The sequence below is a fragment of the Streptomyces sp. NPDC002825 genome (assembly GCF_040295385.1).
Taxonomy (GTDB): Bacteria; Actinomycetota; Actinomycetes; order Streptomycetales; family Streptomycetaceae; genus Streptomyces.
The window spans coordinates 18448-36433 of sequence record NZ_JBEOVH010000034.1; the positions used below are offsets into that span (position 1 = coordinate 18448).

A 17986-nucleotide genomic window follows, 5' to 3' on the forward strand; every position below is an offset into this window, starting at 1 on the left:
GGTGGGATTCGCCGTCATCGTCGCCGTGGGGGCGCCGGGGCAGGCGACCGTCGCCGACATCCCGATCGCGGCGCGGATCGTGCTCGCCGCCATCGGCCTGCTCGCCTGGTGGTATCTCTTCCGTTGCATGGCGGATACCTGGGGCACCCGAATATTCGACGGGAGCCGACCCGCCTCCGTCCTGGCACCGTGGCTCGTCTTCACCGGCGCCTTCTACGCGCACGGACTGCTGCTCGGCCAGGCCTGGCGCGACTGCCGCCCCGACGAGCCCGGGTTCGCCCTGCTCGACGTACTGATCACCGGTGCGATCGCGGGAGCGGCGGGAGCGGCGACCTGGGGAGGGCTCCTGCGCACGACGGAGGGACGCCGGCCCGTGGCGCCCGTCCTCGGAGCCGCGGTACTGGTGGTGGTCCTGATCTGGCCCGCGATGGTGGCCTGGCACCTGGTGGCGGACTCCGCGGGGGGAGCCTGCGCGCCGGACGGGATACCCGCCTGGTGGCCGGCCCTGCTGCCGGTGGGGTGACGGCACTCATGAGAGGGGAACGGAGCATGCGGGGAATCCACCTGGTGCGCAGGGGCGGGGCGGCAGGACTCTGCCTGACGCTGGCGCTGCTGGCGGGCTGTGCCGGAGGGGCGGGGCACACGGACACGTCCCCGCAGAACGGCTCGAGTCCGCGCGAGCGACCGGCCGGCGAACGGACGGCGGAGAGGACGTTCGACCTGCTGCGGGTGGCGAACTCCATGCAGCTGTCGTTCGCTGTCCGGGCGCCCCAAGGCGGTGCTGTGATCTCCGTGCACGCAGACCGGGACGGCAACTGCACCGGCACTTTCGATATGGGCCGTACTCAGCGGGGGGACATCATCAGAGTCGCCGGCGAAGGCGTGTCCTACATTCGCTACACCGACGTCGCACTCGCGGAGATACGTGCGGAGGCCGCCCGTCGCGGTCCCGAAGCAGCGGCACAGGCCGACAAGCGCACGGCGGAGGCTCGGGGCAAATACCTCAGGGTCCCCTCGATCAATTCTGCCGTGAGGGAACAGTGCGACCTCGACAAGGCGCTGTCAAAGGTTCCCCAGAACGGTGTCGGTGTCCAGCAGCAGCCTGTCGTCCAGCGGAACGGCGAATCGTTCATCCCGCTGCGCGGCCCCGAGGGGGACGAGGGCCTGACCATGTACGTGGCCGCCCAGGGCGAGCCCTACATCCGGTTCATGGAGGGCTCCGACCAAGGGGCCGAGATGAGGGTCGCGTTCTCGCATTTCAACGAGCCGGTGCACGCGTCAGCGCCCCCGGCGGACCAGGTCCTCGACATCGGTTCGGGAGGTCAGGGACTTCTCGGAGCCTGAGTGCGGCGGCGCCAGAACCGGCTGGTACGACGCTCACGCGCAGTGGCGAACGGCGCGTGCGGTGAGGTGAGCGCTTCGCGCGAGCCGTCGTCCGGTCCGAGCGAGGTGTACTCGGCGACCAGGCCGTGGACCACACGCTCCGGCAGGGCTCTCCGACACATCGGCCCTCACTCGTTCGAGTGAGGGACCCATCCGTCGGGCGGGCGGCGCCGAAATGCGGTTGTGAGCACTTCCCGCGGCGGCGCAGCCGCCCGAATCCGGCACTCGGAGCCGGTTGGTCTCCGATGCACCGCGCGTCGCGCGTCCGCCGGGGGCGGTGCTCCAGCCCCCTTTCCAGGAATCCCCGAGGAGCAACACTCATGAACTCCCTGACCATTCGCCGTGGTGTCATCGCCGCGACCGCCGCCGCCGTCCTGCCCTTCTCGCTCGCCGCTTGCTCGGACTCCGACGGTGACACCAAGGCCGCGGCCCCGACCTCGGCCGCCGCTGCCGACGCGACCCCGGCGGAGGGCGCGACGGCCGCGGACGCGCCGTTCGGTCCGGCCTGTGCGAGCGTGCCGAAGGAGGGCGCGGGCTCCTTCGGGGGCATGGCGATGGACCCGGTCGCGACCGCCGCGTCGAACAACCCGGCCCTCTCCACCCTGGTGGCCGCCGTCCAGAAGGCCGGACTCGTCGACACGCTCAACAACGCCGAGAACATCACGGTCTTCGCGCCGACCGACGACGCCTTCGCGAAGATCCCGAAGGCCGACCTGGACAAGGTCCTCGCCGACAAGGCCACGCTCACGAAGATCCTCACGTACCACGTCGTCGGCCGGAAGCTCGCCCCGGCCCAGCTGGAGAACGGCTCCTTCGAGACCCTCCAGAAGAGCACGATCACGACGAAGGGCTCCGGCCAGGACTACACCGTCAACGACACCTCCAAGGTCGTCTGCGGCAACGTGAAGACCGCCAACGCCAATGTCTACATCGTCGACACCGTCCTCATGCCCAAGTAGTCCGGAACGCTGAGCGGCAACAGTCCGCGGAGCGCCGGGGAGGGGACTGCTCCAGCAGGTCCCCGCGGGCGGGCGCGCGTGCCGTCAGGCCGCGGCCCGCCCGCCGGTCGTCCCACGGGTCCCGCAGACGTGCTCGTGGGCCGGCGCGCCGTCCCGTCAGGGCGGTCCCGCCCCGCGTCCCCGTTCCTGCTCCAGGAGGGCGGACAGGTCCCGCAGCCGGTCGAGGCCCCGTACGGGCTGCGCCATGCGGTGGTTGCGGCCGAACCGGTCGCGGTGCCGGTGGAGGAAGGCCCAGTAACCGGCCGTGAACGGGCACGCGTCCTCGCCGATCCGACGGTCCGGGCGGTAGGGGCAGGGGCCGCAGAGGTCGCTCATGCGGTCGATGTAGGCGCCACCGGAGGTGTACGGCTTGGTCGTCATCCGGCCCCCGTCGGCGTACTGCGACATGCCGACGACGTTGGGAAGCATCACCCAGTCGTAGCCGTCGGCGAAGCTGCGGTGGAACCAGTCGGTGACGGCGGCCGGGTCCCAGCCGCGCTGGAGCGCGTAACTGCCCAGCACCATCAGGCGCGGGATGTGGTGGGTCCAGCCCGTGTCCCGCACCTGGCGCAGAGCCGTCGCCACGCACCGGGCCGACACGGCGTCCGCGTCGAGCTCCTGCCACCAGCGGGGGAGAGCGCCAGTGTGCCCGAGGGTGTTGCTCGTGCGGTACTCCTCCCCGAAGTACCAGTAGAGGTGCCACACGTACTCGCGCCAGCCGGCGATCTGGCGGACGAACCCCTCCACCGAGTTCAGCGGTGCGCCGCCCGCCCGCCAGACGGCCTCCGCCCCCTCCACGCACTCGGCCGGATCGAGCAGGCCCAGGTTGAGGGACGTCGACAGCAGGCTGTGGCTCATGGTGCCGTCGGCGGCCAGCACGGCGTCCTCGTACGCGCCGAACCCGGCGAGCCGGTGGTCCAGGAAGCGCCGCAGGGCGGCGAGCGCCTGCCGGCGGTCCGCGGGGAACACCCGGGGACCGTCGCGGCCCACGAAGGAGACGTCCCCGTCGCGTTCCCAGCGGTCCAGGTCGTGCCGGACCTCCTCGTCGATCGCGTCCTCGCGGGGGTGGTACGGCGCCGGGGCGCCCAGCGTGCGAGCCCCGCGCGGTGGTGGGCGGCGGTTCTCGTGGTCGAGGTTCCAGGCGCCGCCGGCCGGTTCGCCGCTCTCCATCAGCAAGTCGTGGTCGCGCCGGACGTGCCGGTAGAAGTTCTCCATGCGGAGCGCGCGCTGCTCGCCCGCCCAGGCGGCGAACTCATCGGGGCCGACCAGGAAGCCGCGCGGCGGCAGCACGGTGACGTTGCCGAGTGACCGGACGAGACGCAGCGCGGCCCGGGAGGTGGGGTGGTGCACCGTCACCCGGCCGTCGCCCACGGCCTTCCGCAGCCCCTCCCCGTACGTGTCCGCCCGTACGTACGCGACCCGGTCACCGAGCTCGGCGGCGCGGTGCCGCATGGCCGAAAGGAGCAGGTGGGCCTTGGCCCGGTGGAAGCGGCGGCGCCGGAAGACGGACCGGGCCTCGATCATCACCACCCGCGCGTCGCGGGCCGGACCGCGGTCGCCGGGTTCCAGGAAGGAGGGCCCGAGTTGGTCCCCGAAGAGCCAGTGCGTGTTCGTCATACCCCGCCCGTCCTCATGCCTCGCAGGGCGCCGGCCCGCTCGGTCGCGCGGTTGCCGTGCGCTGTTCTCGGAGTTCGCCCCGGGAGCCTCGGCCGGATGCGACCCGAAACGGGCGACGCGTCCGCGAGGTGACCGCCGCCCGCATCCGGAGCACCCGCGCGCCGAGAAGTTCACCGGCAGGCGGCGAGGCGTCGGCCCCGTCACACCATCTCCTCATCGGAGGCCCTCATGCCCCGTTCCCCGGAACCCGGAGGCCGTGTCGCGGTCGTCACCGGCGCCGCCCGCGGGCTCGGCGCCGAACTGGCGCGGCTGGTGGCCGCACGCGGCATGCGCGTGGCCCTGCTGGGGCGGGAGCACGCCACGCTCGCCGCCGTCGCCGTGACGCTTGGCACCGACAGCCACGTCGTGGAGGTCGACGTCACCGACGACGCGGCGATGGACGGGGCCGCCGAGGAGGTGACGCGGACCCTCGGCGCCCCGTCGGTCGTCATCGCCAACGCGGGCGTCGCGGAGGGCGGCCCCTTCGAGAGCTCCGATCCCACCACCTGGCGCCGCGTCGTGGAGGTCAACCTGGTCGGCAGCGCGGTCACCGCGCGTGCCTTTCTGCCGGGGCTGCGGGCCACCCGGGGCTACTTCCTCCAGGTCGCCTCCACCGCCGCCTTCGGCGCGGCCCCGATGATGAGCGCGTACTGCGCGTCCAAGGCGGGCGCCGAAGCCTTCGCCCGCTCCCTGCGGGCCGAGGTGGCACACCTGCGCGTCGGCGTGGGCGTGGCGTACCTGCACTGGACCGACACCGACATGGTCCGTGACGTCGACCGCCACGCGGTCCTGCGCGAACTGCGCGGGCACATGCCCGCCCCCGCCCGCCGCGTGTACCCGGTGGACCGGGTCGCGTCCTGGCTGGTGCGGGGGATCGAGCGGCGCCGCGCCTCGGTCTACGCCCCGCCGTGGCTCCTGCTCGCCCAGGCCGGGCGGCCGTTCTTCCCCGTCGCGGTGGACCTGCTCTCCCGCCGCGAGCTTCCCCGGCTCCAGAGAGAGCACTCCTTCGAGCAGACCGGTCTGCTGGGCACGGGCGGCCTCATCGAGGAGAAGCTGATCGATCGCTCCGCGGCCCGGGGAGCGCCCCGCCCCGGCCGCGGGCACCTGGCTCCCTGAACGGCGCTGCCAAGTCCCCCCGTCGCCGTCCCCTTCGCAGCCGATCCGCATCCGTGGCGTGCCGATCAGGGGAAGGGACGGTGGGGGCAGTCCGTACCGCTTCACGAGGGGTGGCGCCGGGAACCCGGTGGCTCCGTGAGAATATAACTCGATCGTTGAGATAGTTGATTGTCGAGACATCCCTGGGGGAGTGCTCCATGTCCACACTCGCGCGCGGGGCGAGCAGACTGCTGCCGCTGCTGGTGCTCGTCGTCTGGCTCGCCGTCGGAGGAGGGCTCGGCCCGTACGCCGGCAAGCTCAGCGAGGTCGCCACCAACGACCAGGCCGCCTTCCTGCCCCGCAGCGCCGAGTCGACCCGGGTCCTCAAGGCGCAGGAGGCGTTCCGTCAGGAGGAGACCTTGCCCGCGCTGGTCGTCTGGACCGCGGACGGCGGCGGGCGCGTCGACCCGGGCGCGCAGGAGAGCGCGAGCCGCGCCCTGGCCTCCCTGAAGGACGCCGAGGGCGTGGTCGGAGCACCGTCGCCGGCCTTCCCCTCCGAGGACGGCGAGGCCCTTCGCGGCATCGTCCAACTCCGTCCCGACCTCGGCGAGGAACTCCCCGTGGTCCTGGACGAGGTCGAGGCGGCCGTCTCCGCCGTACCGGGGACAGAGGTGTGGCTCGCGGGTCCCGCCGCGACCCGGGCAGACCTCGGCGGCGCGTTCTCCGGCATCGACGGCCTTCTGCTGGTCGTCGCGTTGGTGACGGTCCTGGTGATCCTTCTCCTGGTCTACCGCAGCGTCCTGCTGCCGCTGCTGATCATCCTCGGAGCCGTCTTCGCCCTCGGCCTGGCCTGCGCCGTCGTGTACGTGCTCGCCGACCACGCCGTCGTACGGGTCGACGGGCAGGTCCAGGGCATCCTGTCCATCCTGGTCATCGGCGCGGCCACCGACTACGCCCTGCTGCTCGCCGCCCGCTACCGGGAGGAGCTCGGCGCACGCGACGGCGACCGCGTTCCGGCCATGCGCGCCGCGCTCCGGCAGTCCCTCGGCCCGATCGTCGCCAGCGCCGCCACGGTCGCGCTCGCCCTGCTCGCCCTGCTGTTCAGCGACCTCACCAACAACCGGGCGCTCGGCCCCGTCGGCGCCATCGGCATCGTCTGCGCCGTGCTGAGCTCGGTGACCTTCCTCCCCGCCGTCCTGGTGCTGCTCGGCCGTGCCGCGTACTGGCCCGCCCGCCCCAAGGCCACTGCCGACGACGAGGCGGACCACCCCGTCTGGCGCAAGGTCGCCCGGCTCGTCGACCGCGCCCCCCGCAAGGTCTGGGCAGGCTCCCTGGCCGCTCTCGTCGCCTGCGCGGCCTTTTCCTTCTCGCTCGACTCCAAGGGCGTCCCGTTCGACGAGATCTTCGTCAAGGACGCCCCTTCCGTCGCTGCCCAGGAGCGCCTGAGCGAGCACTTCCCAGGCGGCGCGGGCAACCCCGCCGTCGTCATCGCCGACGCCGACGCCGCGGAGAAGGTACGGACGGCCGCGGCGGCCGTCGAGGGGGTCGACTCCGCGATGGTCTCCGCCGCCCCCGGCTCCGGCCGGCCGCTCGCCGACGGCCGCGTCCGGATCGACGTCACCCTTGCGGACGCCGCGGACAGCGACGCCGCCAGGGATACCGTCGTCGCCCTGCGCAGAACCCTCCACGCCGTCCCCGGAGCCGACGCCCTCGTCGGCGGATCCACCGCCCAGAAGTACGACACCCAGGTCACGGCCGAGCGGGACAGGAGCCTCATCGTCCCCGTCGTGCTCGCCATCATCCTGGCCATTCTGGTCGGCCTGCTGCGCTCGCTGCTGCTGCCCCTGCTCCTGGTCGCCACCGTCGCGCTCAACTTCCTCGCCACCCTGGGCGTCTCCGCCCTCGTCTTCGAGCACGTCTTCGGCTTCACCGGGACCGACTCCGCCGTGCCCCTGTACGGCTTCGTGTTCCTGGTCGCCCTCGGGGTCGACTACAACATCTTCCTCATGTCGCGGGTCCGCGAGGAGACGGAGCTGCACGGCACCCGTGAGGGCCTGCGCCGCGGGCTGGTGGCCACGGGCGGGGTCATCACCTCGGCGGGCGTCGTCCTCGCCGCCACCTTCGCGGCCCTCGGCGTGATCCCGCTGGCCTTCCTCGTCCAGATCGCCTTCATCGTGGCCTTCGGCGTCCTGCTCGACACCCTCGTGGTCCGGTCGCTCCTGGTCCCGGCGCTGGTCCGGGACATCGGGCCCGCCGTCTGGTGGCCGGGCGCCCTCCGCCACCGTCCCTGACCCGCCGTCCCTGCCCCCCCCGGCGGCTTCCGACCGCCAGGGGAGCCGGCGCTCCCCCTCGGCTTGACCGGACCGGGGGGCGTCATGTCGTCCGTCCTCGGGGCGGCAGCCCGGACACCGGCCCGACGGGAGGGGTCAGGCCGGGAGGGGCAGCAGGAGCAGGGGCTGGGTTGTGGGCTGCGCCGAACCACCCGCCGGTTCGAGGGTGAGCCCCACCCCCGTCGCGTCGGACGGGTCGCCCTCGAGGAGGACGGTGCCGTCGGCGTGGATGAGCCCGGCGGGCCGCATGGTGCCCTCGTGGTCGAGCCACAGCTGGTACGTGTGGCCCTCCGCCGGGACCGGAAGCCCGGTGGCCGTGAACACGGCCCGGTTCTGCCGGTCCGACGACACGACCGTGGTCACCGCGCCGTTGGTGGTCCGCCCGTGAACCGTCCGTGCGTCGGGTGCGGCCAGCACCCCGCTCACGGCCACCAGCCGTTCTTCGGCCTGCCGGGCCTGCCGGCGCGCGTCCTCGTTCTCCTGGTGCTGCCAGGCGGCGAGGCCGGCGAACGAGACGGCGGCGACCAGGCTCGCGGCGAGCGCGAGCGGGACCGCCCTGCGCCTCACCACCCGGGCCAGGCCCGCCGCCGCGCCGGCGGCGGGCACGCGGGGCGGCAGTTGGCGCACGCCCTCGACGGCGGCGAGCGTCCGGCGCTTGAGGGCCTCCGGAGGCGTCTGGCCGAGGGCGGCCGCGAGCCGCGCGGCGGTCGCCTCGAACCCGCTCACCTCCCTGCGGCAGTCCTCGCAGTGCTCGAGGTGGGCGACGAACGCGTCCCGTTCGACGGCGTCGAGAGCGTGCAGCGCATAGGCGGCCGTGAGGGTGTGGAGGTCGGAGTGGTGCTGTTGGGTCACGAGGTCACCCCCATGCAGTCGCGGAGGCGGATCAGTCCGTCGCGCATGCGTGTCTTGATGGTGGGAAGCGGGGTCTGCAGGCTCTGGGCGACCTCACGATAGGTCAGGCCCTGGTAGTAGGCGAGGGTCACGGCCTCGCGCTGGAGTTCGGTCAGGCCGCGCAGGCAACGGCGTACCCGCTCGCTCTCCAGCCGGGTCTCAGCCTGCTCGGCGACCTCGTCGAAGGCGGTGGTGTGCTCCCGTGCCGCCAGGGCGTGCTCCCGGTCGGAGGCGGCCTGGGCCGACCGTACGCGGTCGACGGCCCGCCTGTGGGCGATCGTCGCCGCCCAGGTCGTCACGCTTCCGGCCGTCGGCTCGTAGCGGGCGGCCTGGCGCCACAGCTCGATCATGACCTCCTGCGTGACCTCCTCGGACTGGGCCCGGTCGCGCACCACACGGAGGGCGACACCGAAGACCAGCGGGGCGAGGGCGTCGTAGAGCGTGGAGAACGCCTGCTTGTCGCCCCGGGCGACCTCCCTCATCACTTCGGCCAGGTCGCCCCGCGCGTCGGGGCCGGAGCCACCGGAGGGGAGCGGCCGGGTCACCTGCCCGGCTCCGGACGTCGGGACCGGACGGAGCCGCCGCCTCGGGCGGTCGTCCTCGGAGTGGGGAGCCATCGCATGCTGTTCCTTCACGGTTCGGCGGGCCGGTGTCCGCCCTTTCGGCAGGCCGGCGGAGAGCCTGCGGACAGCTCCCCGGTGTGTTTCGGCGCGGACGCCCTCGCGGATGGGCCCGGAAGGTCACGATGTCGTCGCGGTGTCGGTGGCCATGCGTCCTCCTCTGTGGCGGCTCCGGTCCGGGTGGTCAGACCCATCCGCCGGGCGGTCGCTTCCGAAGGACCGTATGTGAGCAGCTTCCGGAACACCCTCGTCCCCGTCGTGCGGGGTGCGCTCGCCGGCCTGGCGGCCGGCTACACGGCCCTGGCGGTCGCCGAACTGGTCGCGGCCCTGGTACGCCCCGCCACCGGACCCGTGACGGTCGTCGGCGGTGCCGTCGTCGACCTGACCCCGGCGCCGGTGAAGGACTTCGCGATCCGCACCTTCGGGGAGGACGACAAGACCGTCCTCCGGTTCGGCATCCTCCTCCTGCTCGCCCTCTTCGCGGCGGGCCTGGGGACAGTCGCGCTGCGGTACCGGCGTGCGGGCGCGCTCGGCGTCCTGGCGTTCGGGATCGTGGGCGCCGCCGCCGCGCTGAGCAGACCCGACTCGGCCGGAATCGGTGACGCCCTGCCCTCCCTGGCGGGCGCGGCGGTGGGCGCGGTGGCGCTGGCCGCCACGACGGACCGGATCCCGGCGGAATCGGACACCTCGGGCGCGGAGGCCCGCGCACGCGGCGATCGGCGTGGCTTCCTGGCCGCCACCGCTGTCGTCGCCGTCGCCGCGACCGGTGCGGGCGCCCTGGGTCGTTGGGTGGCCGCTCGCCAGGGGCGGGGCGCCGAGGCCTCCCGCGCCGGACTCGTCCTGCCCCCGCCCGCGTCCCCGGCCCCCGCGCCGCCACGGGGCGCCCAGCTCGCGGTGCCGGGGATCAGCGCGTTCGCCACGCCGAACCGGGACTTCTACCGGGTCGACACCGCCCTCGTCGTACCGAAGGTCGACGCGGACACCTGGCGGGTGCGCGTCCACGGCAGGGGAGTGACCCGGCCGCGGACGTTCACGCTCGGCGATTTGCTCGCCCGTCCGCTGATCGAGCGGGACATCACCCTGACCTGCGTGTCGAACGAGGTGGGCGGCCCGTACATCGGCACCGCCCGCTGGCTGGGCGTCCCCCTGCGCGGCCTGCTGGCCGACTGCGGGGTCGAGCCGCCGTCCAGGGGCGGCCTCGCCGACCAGCTGGTCGCCCGCTCCGTGGACGGGATGACGTTCGGCTGCCCCGTGGAGGACCTGATGGACGGCCGGGACGCGATGCTCGCTGTCGGCATGAACGGCGAGCCGCTGCCCTTCACCCACGGCTTCCCGGTCCGCATGCTCGTGCCGGGCCTCTACGGCTACGTGTCGGCCTGCAAGTGGATCGAGTCCATCGAGCTCACGACGTTCGACGCCTATGACCCGTACTGGGTGCAGCGCACGTGGGCCCGCAGGGCGCCCGTCAAGACCCAGTCCCGCATCGACACCCCCAGACCCTTCGCCCGCACCCCCGCCGGCACGGTCGTGGTCGCCGGCGTGGCATGGGCCCAGCGCCGCGGCATCGTCCGGGTCGAGGTCCGCGTTGACGACGGGCCTTGGCGGGACGCCGATCTCGCCGCGCAGGACACGATCGACACCTGGCGCCAGTGGTCGTACCAGTGGCGGGCCACGCCCGGCGGACACACGCTCACCGTCCGCGCCACCGACGGCACCGGACAGGTCCAGACGGAACAGCGCACCAGGACCGTCCCCGACGGCGCGAGCGGCCACCACAGCGTCTTCGTCACCGTCGCGTAGGGGGCCGGGCTTGCCTGGCCCCTGCGCCTGTGGCCCCGGCCCCGTACCGTCGTCCGCGCGGGCCGTCGTCCCCCCCATCGAGGCAGGCCGGTCACGGCCTCCGTCCGGTCGAAGACGCTCTGCATCGATTGGCGTGGGCGCGTCAGTTCCTCGGCCTGCTGGTGGACGGCGACGTCGCGGGACCGCCGCTGGGTGCCGGAGCAGGGTCGCCTCGACGGCGCACCGGTACACGAACCCTGGCGGCTCACCGGACGCGAGGTGCATCGATACGTGGGTCTGTTTCGATGCGAAAACGATGCGAGTTGTGGGCGGGAGGGTGCCAGGCGGAACGTGAGGGGCACGGGGTCGTCGAGGTCCCGGAGTCGCCGCTCGCGAAGCGACGGCACACCCGGTGGACCCCCGCGCCACCACCCGGAGGAGGAAGCGCCATGACCGCACACCGGCCGACCGGAGCCCTTGCCGCCGCCTCGTCCACGGCGGACACCGCCACGGACGCCGCTGCCGCCGCCGACGACCGGATCGCTCGGGGCCTGGTCGGCGGCGACGAGCAGTGCCTGACCGTCGCCTACCAGCGCTGGGGTCGCCTGGTCCACACCCTCGCGGCCCGCGCCCTGGGTGACCCCCGCGAGGCGGAGGACATCACCCAGCAGGTGTTCGTCGCCGCCTGGCGCGGCCGGGCCAACTTCCGTCCCGAACGGGGCAGTCTGCCGGCCTGGCTCACCGGCATCACCCGGCGCAAGGTCGCCGACGCCCTGACCGCCCGTACCCGGCGGACCGAACTCGCGGCAAGCCTCGGCGCGTCCCTGGAGCACGAGAGCCGGGCGCACGAGGAACCCGAGCGGGTCCTCGACCGGCTGGTCCTCTCCGAGGAGCTGTCCCGGCTGCCCCACGTCCAGCGGGACGTCCTGGAACTCTCCTACTTCGCGGACCTGACCCAGACCCAGATCGCCGCCCGCACCGGCATGCCGCTCGGCACGGTCAAGAGCCACGCCCGGCGCGGCCTCCAGCGCATGCGGCACAACCTCGAACCGACCGGGGCCGACGCCGGCTGCTGACCCACCCGCCACGGCTGGCCGGCCCCCGGAGCGGCCGCCCGAGGGCCCGGTCGATCCGGTCGTCGATACCGCCGTCGATCCGGTCCCGAATCCGTTCGGGATCCGTTCGGGATCCGACCCATCCGGCCGGCCGACGGTTCCGAATGGTCACACGGCAGGCCGACCGAGCACAGCACACGACACGCCGTCGCCCTGTACGAGGGCGTCGCACAAGGGGATGGGAAACGATGAACGCACGCAGCGTCGCCGTGGTGGGGGCGGGGGTGGCGGGTCTCACCGCCGCCCACTATCTGTCCCGCGCGCACGACGTGGTGCTGTACGAGTCGGACGACCGGCTCGGCGGCCACGCGCACACCCACGAACTGCCCACCGCTGAGGGCGGCACGCTCCACGTCGACACCGGATTCATCGTCCACAACGAGCGCACCTACCCCCACCTCCTGCGCCTCTTCCGCGAGTTGGGCGTCGCCACCCAGGACGCCGAGATGAGCATGTCCGTGCGCTGCGACGGATGCGGACTGGAGTACGCGGGCGCGCGCGGCGTCCGCGGTTTGCTCGGCGGTGGCAACGTCCGCCGGGGCAGGCACCTGCTGACGCTCGCCGACGTCCCCAGGTTCCACCGTGCCGCCCGTGGCCTGCTCGCCGACGACGACATGACGCTCACCTTCGGCGACTTCCTCCACGCCCACCGCTTCTCCGCCCACTTCGTCAGCCACTTCGCGGTCCCGCTCGTCTCGGCCGTCTGGTCCTGCGCCCCCGACACGGCCCTGCGGTACCCCGCCGTGTACCTCTTCCGCTTCCTCGACCATCACGGACTCCTCTCCGTGACCGGATCCCCGCAGTGGAAGACCGTCACCGGCGGATCCGCGACCTACGTCGAACGCATCGCCAAGTCGATCGCCTCCGTACGGACCGCCACCGCGGTGCGCGCCGTGGTCCGGGGGGCCGACCGCGCCACGGTCGTCACCGAGGACGGCGAGTCGGCTGAACACGCCGCCGTCGTGCTCGCGGTCCACCCCGACCAGGCCCTGCGCCTGCTCGCCGACCCCACCGAGCAGGAACGGCGTGTCCTGGGCGCGTTCACCTACTCCCACAACCCGACCGTCCTGCACCGCGACACGAGCCTGCTGCCGCGATCGCCCCACGCCCGCGCCTCCTGGAACTACCTCCTGCCGTCCTGCACCGCCCGCCCGGGCTCCGTCCAGGTCAGCTACGACATGAACCGCCTCCAGCGGCTCCGCACCGGCGAGCCGCATGTCGTCACCCTCAACCCCGGTGACCGTGTCGACCCCTCGACCGTCCTGGCCCGCATGACGTACGAACACCCCGACTACACGCCGGAGTCGGTGGCCGCCCAGCGCCTCCTGCCCACCCTCCGCACCGCCGTCACCACCTACGCCGGCGCCTACCACGGCTGGGGTTTCCACGAGGACGGCTGCCGCTCGGGTGCCGAGGCCGCCCGTCACCTGGGAGCCAGGACGTGACGACCGCCGCCCCGAAACCGCCCCCGGTCCCGGCCCTGTACGAGACGGAGATCGCGCACACCCGCGTCACCCCGCTCCGGTACGTGCTCCGGCACCGCACGTACATGTGGCTGGTCGACCTCGACGACCTGCCCGTCCTGCCGCGTCCGCTCCGGCCGCTCGCCCGCTTCGACCCGGCCGACCACTTCGACGGCGACGCCCCCACCCTCCGGGCCGGGCTCGACGCCCGCCTGGCCGCGCACGGCGTGCACGACGCGGATGGCCGGGTCCTGATGCTCGCCCACGCGCGCGTGCTGGGGCACGTCTTCAACCCGCTCACCCTCTACTGGTGCCACGACCGTGCCGACCGTCCCGTCTGCGTCGTCGCCGAGGTGCACAACACCTACGGCGGACGGCACACGTACCTGCTGCACCCCGACGCCGAAGGCCGCGCCGAAACGGCCAAGGACTTCTACGTCTCGCCGTTCCTCGACGTCGCCGGCACCTACCGGATGCGGCTGCCGCTCCCCGGCGACCGCCTTGACCTGACCGTCCAGCTCCGCCACACCGACGGCACCCGCCCCCTGACCGCCACCGTCCGCGGCACCCGGCGGCCCGCCGGGCCCCGCACCCTCCTGGCGGCGACGCTCCGCCACCCGTGGTCGACCGCCTCCGTCTCCCTCGGCATCCGCCGCCACGGCGTCCACCTCTACCTCAAGGGCCTGCGCGTCCGGCCCCGCACCACCCCCACGCCGCAGGAAGGCACCCCGTGACCCTCTCGTCCCCATCGCCCGCCACCCACGACGTTCACGGCGGCCGCGTCGAGGTCGACCCCGACCGCTGGCCGGACGTCGCCCGGGCGCCGCACGCCTCCGCCGTCCGCACCGCCGTGGCCCGACTCCTCGTCGGACGCGCGTTCAACCGGCTGCCCCTACGGATAGAGACGGACGGCCGCACCACCGTCTCGGCGCCGCGGAACGGCGACGACAGCGCCGTACCGACGCTCACCCTCCACGATCCCGAGGCCTTCCACCGACGGATCGCCGCCGACGGGCTGATCGGCTTCGGGGAGTCGTACATGGCCGGCGAGTGGGAGGCCGACGACCTGGTCGGCGTCCTCACCGTCCTCGCCCGCCACGTCGACGACCTCGTCCCCGCCCCGCTGCACCGGTTCAGGGGAGCCTGGGTCCGTCGCAGGCCGCGCGCCGACCTCAACACCCCCAACGGGTCCCGCGAGAACATCCGCCGTCACTACGACCTCTCCAACGAGCTCTTCGCGCTCTTCCTCGACCCCGGACTCAGCTACTCGTCGGCCGTCTTCGACCCCCTCCCCGACACCCCCGACGTCCTCTCCGCCGCGGCCTTCACCGCCGCCCAGCACCGCAAGATCGACCGCCTCCTCGACCTGGCGGAGACGGGCCCGGGCACCGAGCTCCTGGAGATCGGCACCGGTTGGGGCGAACTCGCGATCCGGGCCGCGGCCCGCGGTGCCCGCGTCCGCACCGTCACCCTCTCCGAGGAACAGCTCGCCCTCGCGCGCGACCGCGCCGCCCGGGCCCGCGTCGCCGACCGAGTCACCGTCGAACTCCTCGACTACCGCGACGTCCGCGGCCGTTACGACGCCGTCGTGAGCGTCGAGATGATCGAGGCCGTCGGCGCCGAGTTCTGGCCCGACTACTTCACCGCGCTCCGCCGCCTGCTCGCCCCCGGCGGCCGCGTCGCGCTGCAGGCCATCACGATGCCGCACGAACGGATGCTCGCCACTGCCCGCACCCACACCTGGATCAGCAAGTACGTCTTCCCCGGCGGCCTCATCCCCTCACCGGAGGCCGTCGCCCGCGAGTCCGCCGCCGCCGGACTGCGCATCACCCACGACACCGGGTTCGGCGACCACTACGCCGAGACCCTCCACCAGTGGCGCGCCCGCTTCCGCCACGAGGAAGCCGCCGTCGCGGCTCTCGGTTTCGACCGCGTCTTCCGGCGCATGTGGGAGTTCTACCTCGCCTGGTCCGAGGCCGGGTTCCGCGCTCACTACCTCGACGTCCGCCAGCTCCGGCTCACCGCCGACGACACGGGCACGTCCTCCTCCCCGGGGCACCGGTACGGGGAGGCCTCGTGAGCGCCCTCGACACCGCGGCGCTCGGTTCCGTCCTGGCCGCCTCGGCGGCCACCGCGCTCGCCGTCATGCTGGTGGCCTTCGCCGTCGGCACCGCTCGACGGCTGCACCGGATCGTCGACGTCGCCTGGGGGCTCGCCTTCGCGGGCGTCGCGATGGTGTCCTGGTTCCTGGCGGACGGGCACGGCGACGACGTCCGGCGGACCGTCGTCGCGCTCGCCACCGTCGTCTGGGGACTGCGGCTCGCCGTCCACATCGCCCGCCGCGGACGGGGCCACGGCGAGGACCCCCGGTACGCGCGGATGCTCGCCCGCGCCCGCGGCAACCCCACCCTCTACGCCTTGTGGAAGGTGTACCTGCTCCAGGGCGCCCTCGTCTGGCTCGTCTCCCTGCCCGTCCAGTTCGCGGTCCTGCTGCCCCAGCCGCCAGGGGCGACCGCGTACCTCGGGCTCGCCGTCTGGGCGGCCGGCCTCGGCTGTGAGGCGGTGGGGGATCACCAGCTCGCCCGCTTCAAGGCGGACCCGGCGAACCGGGGACGCGTCATGGACCGGGGACTGTGGAGCTGGACCCGGCACCCGAACTACTTCGGTGACTTCCTCGTGTGGTGGGGCCTTTACCTGATGGCCTGCGCCACCTGGCAGGCCGCCCTGCTGACCGTGATCTCCCCGCTCGTGATGAGCGGCCTCCTCGTCTGGGGCAGCGGCAAACGGCTTCTGGAGGCCCACATGCGGGACCGGCCGGGGTACGCGGAATACGGCGCCCGGACGAGTGGCTTCGTACCCTGGCCGCCCCGGCGACGGACCTCGGACGCGCCGCGTCCCTGAGGCGTACCGGGCCGGGGTCAGCCCCCTGCCCCGACGGCCTCCTCCTCCTGCCCGGCCCGTTCCTCGACGCCCGCGCCCTCCCCGTACAGCCGGGAGATCACGGCGAGCGCCTCGCGCAGGCCGGCGGGACGCACCGTGCCGGGCGCGAGCGTCCGGCCGAGCCAGCCCGGGCCCGCGAGGAGGACCAGGGGTGCGGTGCGCGCGCCCCGCACCCCGAACGCCGTCCGCGCGACATGCTGAGCCAGGGCGTGGTTGGCGGTGGACCGGGCCTGGGACCACAGGACGACGGCGGCGGGCCCTGACCGCCGCACCGCTGCGTCGAGGGCCTCGGCGGGCACGGCCGCGCCGAACATCCTGGTAGGGAGTCCGCGCTCGGCCAGGCCTGCGGCGAGCGCCTCCAGGGGCAGCGTGTGCTGTTCCGAAGGGACGCACGCCAGCAGGACCGGCGGAGCCTGCGAGGTGGCCGCGGGTCCGGAGACGGCGGTCCGCCGCAGCGTCGTGGAGATGTGCCAGGAAAGCAGGTGCTCCACCTCGACGTAGCGGTCGTCCGACGACTCCCACTTCTTGCCCACCGCATGCAGCGTCGGCGCCATGATCTCCTCCCAGGAGGTGACGAGGCCGTACTCCGCCAGCGCCGCCCGGAGCAGCTCTTCCATGGCGGGCGCGTCGAGCCGCACGGCGGCACGGGCCAGCCCGCGGCACTCCTGCCGGACGTCCCCGAGCGGCAGGCCGCTGCCGGTCACCGGCCGCCGGGCGGGTGGCGCAGGCTCCGGCGCGGCTTCCTCGACGGGCGCGGTGGCGGCTTCCGGGGCCGGAACGGCGACGCTCACGGCGGGCGCGTCGGGCGAGGAGCGCACCCGTCGCGCGGCCCGCGCCGCCTCGGCGGGCGGGACCCCGGACGCCGTGAGACGGCACATCTCCTCCAGCATCGCCACGTCCGCGGGGCTCCACCGCCGGTGGCGTCCGTCCCCGCGGACGGCGGGGCCGATCCCGTACCGCCGGTCCCAGGACCGCACGGTGGTCGGGGAGACGCCGAGACGTCGGGCCACGGCACCCGTGGTGATGCCGTGATCGCTGTCGTACATGGTCACCACCGTACGGTGCGGAAACGATGCGAGCAGGTGCGTTCGGACCGGGGACGCATGGTCAGGAGTGCCACGCCGCGACCGCCCGCGGAAGGCGGTCGGCCACGCCGTCGGCCAGCTGCTCGAATTCCCCGCGCAGGAACGGCGCGGCCAGCCGCGCGAAGCCCTTGAAGGTGAGCGACGCACGGTACGTCAGGCGTGTCGCCGTCCCTTCCTCGGCGAACCGCAGGTCGTCCAGCGCCGTCACGGTCTTGTTCTCGCCGCGGAACACCAGCCGGGCGGGATCCCGGACGACGAGTTCGTACCGCAGCTCGGTCGTACGGCCCCGGAACCGTGACGTGTTCCGCCACCGGGCGCCCTGCCGCACGGGCCCGTCGTCGAGCCGCAAGCAGCGTACGGTGCCGGGGTCCCATTCCTCGGCACGGGCGAAGTCCTCCAGGTAGGCCACGACCTCCGCCAGGGGCCGCCGCACCACGAGCACCCGCTCCACACTGATCACCGTACGGCCTCCTCCGTGTCGTACCGGTGCGCGCGCCGGCCCCGGTCATCCGGAGCTTCCGGCCCGGCGGCCGGACCGGATGCACCCGACGCGCAGGCCGCGCTCGCCAGGAGAACGTCGGCGACCGGGTCTTCTCCCGCCCACCGGTCCGCGGATGCGAAGCGGCCCCCG

Annotated in this window: 16 protein-coding genes; 11 read left to right on the top strand and 5 right to left on the bottom strand. The window is 73.7% G+C overall.

All coding sequences use genetic code 11. The features are described 5' to 3' along the window. The first annotated feature begins 1 nt into the window (after position 1). The 3 genes from ABT041_RS32285 (at position 2) to ABT041_RS32295 (ending at position 2342) form a co-directional block, all read left to right on the top strand. Positions 2 to 523 (top strand): hypothetical protein, encoded by a 522-nt coding sequence (locus tag ABT041_RS32285; RefSeq protein ID WP_351191163.1) that lies wholly within the window; start codon positions 2 to 4, stop codon positions 521 to 523. A gap of 26 nt (positions 524 to 549) precedes the next feature. Next, entirely contained in the window at positions 550 to 1344 is a 795-nt protein-coding gene (locus ABT041_RS32290; RefSeq protein ID WP_351191165.1) for a hypothetical protein, read from the top strand. A 359-nt stretch (positions 1345 to 1703) separates the two neighbouring features. Beyond that, a complete protein-coding gene (locus tag ABT041_RS32295) occupies positions 1704 to 2342 on the top strand; it encodes a fasciclin domain-containing protein (protein ID WP_351191166.1) in 639 nt (212 codons plus the stop codon). Between the two features lie 156 nt (positions 2343 to 2498). Here ABT041_RS32295 and ABT041_RS32300 read toward each other — a convergent pair whose 3' ends face one another. Beyond that, positions 2499 to 3998, bottom strand: a complete 1500-nt coding sequence (locus ABT041_RS32300; protein WP_351191168.1) for a cryptochrome/photolyase family protein — start codon at positions 3996 to 3998, stop codon at positions 2499 to 2501. Positions 3999 to 4226: 228 nt separating this feature from the next. On the opposite strand from ABT041_RS32300, the gene ABT041_RS32305 reads away from it, so the two are divergent. Both ABT041_RS32305 and ABT041_RS32310 read left to right on the top strand, forming a co-directional pair. Next, positions 4227 to 5153 carry an SDR family oxidoreductase gene (locus ABT041_RS32305; RefSeq protein ID WP_351191170.1) on the top strand — a complete coding sequence of 309 codons (927 nt, stop codon included), beginning with the start codon at positions 4227 to 4229 and terminating at the stop codon, positions 5151 to 5153. A gap of 197 nt (positions 5154 to 5350) precedes the next feature. Further along, positions 5351 to 7423 carry an MMPL family transporter gene (locus tag ABT041_RS32310; protein WP_351191172.1) on the top strand — a complete coding sequence of 691 codons (2073 nt, stop codon included), beginning with the start codon at positions 5351 to 5353 and terminating at the stop codon, positions 7421 to 7423. Between the two features lie 135 nt (positions 7424 to 7558). On the opposite strand, the gene ABT041_RS32315 is transcribed toward ABT041_RS32310, so the two are convergent. Both ABT041_RS32315 and sigK read right to left on the bottom strand, forming a co-directional pair. Next, positions 7559 to 8314: an anti-sigma factor gene (locus tag ABT041_RS32315; RefSeq protein WP_351191174.1), complete on the bottom strand. Its 756-nt coding sequence runs from the start codon at positions 8312 to 8314 to the stop codon at positions 7559 to 7561. Then, positions 8311 to 8835, bottom strand: a complete 525-nt coding sequence (sigK, locus tag ABT041_RS32320) for an ECF RNA polymerase sigma factor SigK (protein ID WP_351191301.1) — start codon at positions 8833 to 8835, stop codon at positions 8311 to 8313. The genes ABT041_RS32315 and sigK overlap by 4 nt, the downstream gene beginning before the upstream one ends. A gap of 363 nt (positions 8836 to 9198) precedes the next feature. Between sigK and ABT041_RS32325 the strand changes: the two genes are divergently transcribed. The 6 genes from ABT041_RS32325 (at position 9199) to ABT041_RS32350 (ending at position 16231) form a co-directional block, all read left to right on the top strand. Then, positions 9199 to 10773, top strand: a complete 1575-nt coding sequence (locus ABT041_RS32325; protein ID WP_351191176.1) for a molybdopterin-dependent oxidoreductase — start codon at positions 9199 to 9201, stop codon at positions 10771 to 10773. A 428-nt stretch (positions 10774 to 11201) separates the two neighbouring features. Continuing rightward, positions 11202 to 11828: a sigma-70 family RNA polymerase sigma factor gene (locus ABT041_RS32330; RefSeq protein WP_351191178.1), complete on the top strand. Its 627-nt coding sequence runs from the start codon at positions 11202 to 11204 to the stop codon at positions 11826 to 11828. 227 nt (positions 11829 to 12055) lie between these two features. Next, on the top strand, positions 12056 to 13312 hold the full coding sequence (locus ABT041_RS32335; RefSeq protein WP_351191180.1) for an NAD(P)/FAD-dependent oxidoreductase: 1257 nt from the start codon (positions 12056 to 12058) through the stop codon (positions 13310 to 13312). Next, a complete protein-coding gene (locus ABT041_RS32340; RefSeq protein ID WP_351191182.1) occupies positions 13309 to 14064 on the top strand; it encodes a DUF1365 domain-containing protein in 756 nt (251 codons plus the stop codon). Before ABT041_RS32335 ends, ABT041_RS32340 begins: the two co-directional genes overlap by 4 nt. After that, entirely contained in the window at positions 14061 to 15410 is a 1350-nt protein-coding gene (locus ABT041_RS32345) for a class I SAM-dependent methyltransferase (RefSeq protein WP_351191184.1), read from the top strand. Before ABT041_RS32340 ends, ABT041_RS32345 begins: the two co-directional genes overlap by 4 nt. After that, positions 15407 to 16231 carry a DUF1295 domain-containing protein gene (locus tag ABT041_RS32350; protein WP_351191186.1) on the top strand — a complete coding sequence of 275 codons (825 nt, stop codon included), beginning with the start codon at positions 15407 to 15409 and terminating at the stop codon, positions 16229 to 16231. The genes ABT041_RS32345 and ABT041_RS32350 overlap by 4 nt, the downstream gene beginning before the upstream one ends. Positions 16232 to 16248: 17 nt before the next feature. Here ABT041_RS32350 and ABT041_RS32355 read toward each other — a convergent pair whose 3' ends face one another. Together ABT041_RS32355 and ABT041_RS32360 are read right to left on the bottom strand one after the other, a co-directional pair. Beyond that, positions 16249 to 17316 (bottom strand): MerR family transcriptional regulator, encoded by a 1068-nt coding sequence (locus tag ABT041_RS32355; protein WP_351191189.1) that lies wholly within the window; start codon positions 17314 to 17316, stop codon positions 16249 to 16251. Between the two features lie 61 nt (positions 17317 to 17377). Further along, positions 17378 to 17815, bottom strand: coding sequence for an SRPBCC family protein (locus ABT041_RS32360; RefSeq protein WP_351191191.1), 438 nt, complete (start codon positions 17813 to 17815; stop codon positions 17378 to 17380). Between the last annotated feature and the right edge of the window lie 171 nt (positions 17816 to 17986).